Consider the following 3,830-nt stretch of genomic DNA (forward strand, 5'->3'; position numbering starts at 1 on the left):
AGGATTATTAGTTGATTGGGGTTTTGTGGGTTCAGGTTCCGAGGCTAAATTTGGGGATGAGGGTTCCGGGTTTGTAGCATAAGTAGACCAGTTGGTTGTTTCTGATAAAGATGTAGCTTCTGGAAGGTCGGAAACACTTGGATCGCTTCGAGATGGAATAATGTAATCGGGGTCAGTAGATGGCGCAGAAGGTTGGGGCAATCCGTTAGGATTATTAGTTGATTGGGGTTTTGTGGGTTCAGGTTCCGAGGCTAAATTTGGGGATGAGGGTTCCGGGTTTGTAGGATAAGTAAACCAGTTGGCTGTTTCTGATAAAGAGGTGGCTTCTGGAAGGTCGGAAACGCTCGCAGCAGAGGAATCAAGTTGATTGGATTTGTCGAGTAAATTGGAGCGAGTTTCTGCTATAGCTGGGGTTGAGTAAGCGATGCTCAGGAGAGTCAAAGCGACGAGAATACTACCATTGTATGCTGTAGAGAGGTGCGAAGTAGGATTAACGATAAATTTGAGGGGCTTAATTATCATTACAAGCGCAGCAATTAGGAATTAAATATATTAGTTAATACAGTAATTATACGCTGATATCCTGATAATTTAATATTTATTAAATCGATGGCGTTAATATTTTTCTGTAGCGACTATAAATCATTAGTACAAATTATGTAGGGGTAGTGCCCCCGTGCCTACCCCCCCACGGATGGGGGCAACCAGGGAGAGTTTTCCGCTACAAGAATTACAGAATTCATTTAGGCTCGCTATAGATGGAATAAAAAAATATTTATTGGAATGAATATTTTAAATAATTAATAATTATAAACTTAAAATCAAGGGTGCGCTAACGGAAGTTAACGCACCTGATAATTTCAGAATTTAGACTATATCGCCGCGACAGGCGCGATAGGGCTAAAGTCAGCCTCCCCAATTAAGGCGGAATTCGTGTTAATTAAAGAAGCGAGGGTGACTCCGGTTGATGCAATTTTAATTAAGGTGGAAGTGCCACTTTGGGCAATCTGTAAAGCGCCGAAAGTTAAACCTCCATCTAATCGGATTCTGTCTACGCCATCTTGGAAATTGTAGATGGAATCCAGACCCATTCCTGGTGCTAAGACAAAGGTATCGATCCCTGCATTACCATAAAGCTGATCGGTTCCAGCACCGCCATTGAGGATATCGTTACCATCACCCCCATAGAGGATGTCATTACCCGCATCGCCGAGGAGTTCGTCGTTACCCGCATCACCGTAAAGTCGATCGCTGCCATTACCCCCGCGCAACAAATCGTTATCATTGCCACCGTAGACAATATCATCGCCGTCGCCGCCATCGATGGTATCGTTTCCGGCGTTACCGTAGAGGCGATCGTTCCCTGCTAAACCATTGATTTGGTCGGCATTGGCAGTACCATTGAGAATATCGTTATTGGGTGTGCCGTAGATAGACTCATCGATATCATTAATGTTGACCACCAACGGCTTATCGTAAGTCAGCCCCCCTTGATCCGTAGTGCGAACGCGGAGGTTGTAACTGGACTTAGTTTCAAAGTCGGGGGAAGCGTTGATTTGCAGTTGGTTGCTGACAATGGAGAATGCACTATTATTGGTATCTCCCAGGCCTGCCACTAAACTGTAAGTAAAGGTATTGCCTGTGTCGGGGTCGGTGCTGGTGAAAGTACCGACTGTGCTGTTAGCTGCTACGTTTTCATTAATACTGGTGTTGCTGAGATTGAGAACCGTCGGTGTTTCATTGACATTGTTAATGTTGACCACCAAGGGCTTATCGTAAGTCAGCCCCCCTTGATCCGTAGTGCGAACGCGGAGGTTGTAACTGGACTTAGTTTCAAAGTCGGGGGAAGCGTTGATTTGCAGTTGGTTGCTGACAATGGAGAATGCACTATTATTGGTATCTCCCGTGCCTGCAACTAAACTGTAAGTGAAGGTATTGCCCGTGTCGGGGTCGGTGCTGGTGAAGCTACCGACTGTGCTGTTAGCTGCAACGTTTTCATTAATACTGGTGTTGCTGAGGGTAAGATCGGTTGGGGCTGCATTAAGAACAGTGGGAACCTCAACGATATGAAGGCTATAATAATCCCCCGGATTTAGTGTCATTACATAATCATACCCGTTGTAGTAAGGAAACCTACCTACCCTAATGACATAAGAGGCACTATTTGGCGAATTGTAGGTTATAAAGGAGGCGCCCCCTCCTCCTGTATCCCCTATTTCTGTGGCATCATGGTTGCCTACAATGTAGCTCCCGTTGATGTCAAAGAGATCTAACTCACTGTCAAAGTTGTTGTTATCAATGTCGAAAATATACTGCTGACCTGGCAAGGCATTGAATTGGTAATAGTCATAGGTTCCATTACCCGTTCCTTGGATAGTAGCGTGAGGGGCTGTAGTGGAGATATTCGTGCCAGAGAAGGTTTGAATATCACTGCGGAAATCCAAACTGAAGCTTGAAGCAGGAATAACCTGAGCAGTGAAGATGGAGTCGTTAGGTTCGATTTCTGCAACAAAGCTCATAACCCCTGGATAGGTGGTCATTACTTCTGGGGAAAAAGCCGCTGTCAACTCGGCTTGACCTGTGGTGACTTCTAACTCCCAGTTTCCCCCCTTCGCAGCACTCCCAGTCAGAGTCTTAGAAGCGGCAATTTCTGCCCCCGTCAGAGTGTGTAACTTAGTAATAAATTCTTCTCCTGCATCCCCTGCTGCGACGTTACAGCCATAGAGCAGCAGATTAGCAACATCCCACTGTTGCAGTTGAGCCGCGTAGTCGTTAAGGGTATCTAAACTCAGTTGGCTATTTCCCAGATACAAGCAACCGGGGGAACCGTGGGAAATAATATGAACTGCATCAATATTCTGACGGTGTTGTAAAACTTGGCTAATTTGTTCAAGGCCATCTGCCGTTTTATATAAGACAAAGACTTCTGCACTGGGAATGACACCCTCAATAAGTTGCTGGGAATTTTCGACTCCGGCATCAATAAAAACAATTGTGGTGGTGGGATTGATAGTTTTTGAAGTATTTAGCAGGGGTTTCATCTGGGGAATGTCCTTGTTATTAATCAGAAGGTATTGCGGATAAAAAAACCTCTCTGGTGCGCTAACGGAAGTTAACGCACCTGATAATTTCAGAATTGAGACAATTGGACAACCGCGCTAGCGCTGCTAAAATCAGCCGCCCCAATCAAGGCGGAATTCGTGTTAACTAAAGAAGCGAGGGTGACTCCGGTTGATGCAATTTTAATTAAGGTGGAAGTGCCACTTTGGGCAATCTGTAAAGCGCCGAAAGTTAAACCTCCATCTAATCGGATTTTGTCTATGCCATCTTGGAAATTGTAGATGGAATCCAGACCCATTCCCGATCCCAGAACAAAGATATCAATCCCTGCATCCCCGTAGAGCCGATCGCTCCCTGCACCGCCATCGAGGATATCGTCACCATCACCCCCATAGAGGATGTCATTACCCGCATCGCCGAGGAGTTGGTCGTTACCGGCATCACCGTAAAGGCGATCGCTACCATTCCCACCCTTGAGCAAATCGTCTCCATCTCCACCGTAGACAATATCATTGCCATCACCGCCATCTATGATATCGTTGCCAGCTTTACCATAGAGGACATCGCTTCCTGCTAAACCCTTGATTTGGTCAGCACCCGCAGTACCGTAGAAAAGATCGTTATTCGGTGTCAGGTAGACAAATTCATCAATATCGTTAATATTAACCGTCAAGGGTTTATCGTAACTTAGTTCCCCAGCATCGGTAGTGCGAACTAGGATATTGTAAGTGGGCTTAGTTTCAAAGTCGAGGGCAGCGTTGGTTTTCAGT

General features: G+C 45.6%; 2 protein-coding genes and 1 pseudogene. All 3 read right to left on the bottom strand.

Annotated elements, in window-relative coordinates; translation table 11 throughout:
* A pseudogene (locus QUB08_RS17390) lies at positions 1-522 on the bottom strand (hypothetical protein); the annotation flags it as partial.
* Positions 523-872: 350 nt separating this feature from the next.
* Positions 873-3,041 (bottom strand): DUF4347 domain-containing protein, encoded by a 2,169-nt coding sequence (locus tag QUB08_RS17395; RefSeq protein WP_333225878.1) that lies wholly within the window; start codon positions 3,039-3,041, stop codon positions 873-875.
* An 89-nt stretch (positions 3,042-3,130) separates the two neighbouring features.
* Positions 3,131-3,830: calcium-binding protein (locus QUB08_RS17400; RefSeq protein ID WP_445300931.1), on the bottom strand; the 700-nt coding region annotated here is incomplete at its 5' end.

The organism is Microcoleus sp. BR0-C5, assembly GCF_036705045.1.
In the GTDB taxonomy this organism is placed as follows: domain Bacteria; phylum Cyanobacteriota; class Cyanobacteriia; order Cyanobacteriales; family Microcoleaceae; genus Microcoleus.

What these genes read in the sequence shown, in the direction of transcription:
- QUB08_RS17395 (WP_333225878.1), bottom strand. Translation starts at nt 3,041, where the DNA reads ATGAAACCCCTGCTAAATACTTCAAAAACTATCAATCCCACCACCACA.